This is a genomic window from Paenibacillus sp. 01L418, from assembly GCF_056400045.1.
Genome location: NZ_JBFTSN010000747.1, coordinates 1 through 1350 on the forward strand (window position 1 = coordinate 1; position 1350 = coordinate 1350).

1 protein-coding gene and 1 pseudogene are annotated in these 1350 nt (G+C 42.9%); both read left to right on the top strand.

Annotated elements, in window-relative coordinates; all coding sequences use genetic code 11:
• Window positions 1-341: pseudogene (locus AC1DSE_RS35305) on the top strand (ABC transporter substrate-binding protein); the annotation flags it as partial.
• Window positions 342-428: 87 nt separating this feature from the next.
• Complete coding sequence (locus AC1DSE_RS35310; protein ID WP_477512400.1) at window positions 429-1331, top strand: carbohydrate ABC transporter permease; 903 nt, start codon at window positions 429-431, stop codon at window positions 1329-1331.
• Window positions 1332-1350 lie beyond the last annotated feature (19 nt).

Here is a 1350-nt window from a genome sequence, read left to right on the forward strand (position 1 = left end):
CAGCTACTGTAGCCATTGCGAAAAAAGCGAAAAACAAAGAAGCAGCTAAAGCGTTCTTGCAATTCATTTTCTCGAAAGATCAAGCTTCACAATGGGCTGAGCTAAGTGGCGCTCCTTCTAACATTAAAGGCGACATCAGCAGCTCCAATGCGCCAAGCCATGTTAAAGATGCTGCTAAATATTTGACAGATCCTAACACGGTTGTTATCCCAACAATCACTTACAACGCTGACGTTGATAAAGCGATGATGGATGCAACAGATGCACTGACGATTAGCAAAATTACGCCTGAAGAGTGGGTTAAGCGGGTAACTGACGTGGTGAAAAAGGTTAGCAAATAATAAGCCTTCAAAAGATTGACGGCAGAGATTGATCGAGGCACAACGCCTCGATCACTTTCTGTGAATTTACTCGGAGGGATGGAAGGTATGAACTCAGGGACAGTAAAATGGCAGAGAAATATATTTATCGCATCATTCATCATCCCAACTCTTTTATTTTTCGGCGTATTTACAATCTATCCGGTAGTGCAAAGCTTGTATTATTCATTTTTTGACTGGTCCGGCATGTCGGAGACAAAAACGTTTGTTGGCTTTGATAATTTCAAAGAGATGTTCCATGATCCCATTGTGTGGAGAGCGATCGGCAACGACTATTTTCTTGTTGCTGGCAAAGTAATCGGAATTATGCTTCTCGCGACGTTTTTTGCAGTAGCACTCACTAGGTTTGGCTTTAAGCTGGCTGGATTTTTTCGGTCGATTTTCTTCATTCCGAATGTAATTTCCGTCGTTGTTATTGGCGTATTGTGGAATTTCATATATAATCCGCAAATTGGCTTCTTGAATGCATTTTTGTCATTATTCACGAGTGAAAAAGTATCGATAACGTGGCTTGGTTTTTCCGATCATACGATTTGGATGCTTCTGCCTCCGGCTATTTGGGCGGGTATCGGCTTTTATATGATTCTTCTCATTGCAGCTATTCAAAGCATTCCTGCTTCCTATTTTGAAGCGGCAAGCATTGAGGGCGCAGGGGAATGGAAACAGTTTTGGAGCATCACGCTTCCGCTCGTTTGGGAGCAGATGAAAGTGTCCATTCTTAACATCATGATGACTACGCTTAACGGTTCCTTCGTAATCGTATGGATTATGACAGAAGGCGGACCGGATAACAGCACACAGGTTATGGGCTCCTACTTGTATCAAATGGCATTCCGGCAATTCCACTTTGGGTATGGCGCTTCGATAGGGTTTATCATCCTGGTCCTGTCCTTAATTACGACAATCATACTTCAACGGCTTATGCGTCATGATCCCGTTGAGATGAGCTAAGGGGGATAAAGAGATGAAT

Excerpts from the sequence above, each read along its gene's own strand:
- AC1DSE_RS35310 (WP_477512400.1), top strand. The coding sequence starts at position 429 with ATGAACTCAGGGACAGTAAAATGGCAGAGAAATATATTTATCGCATCA.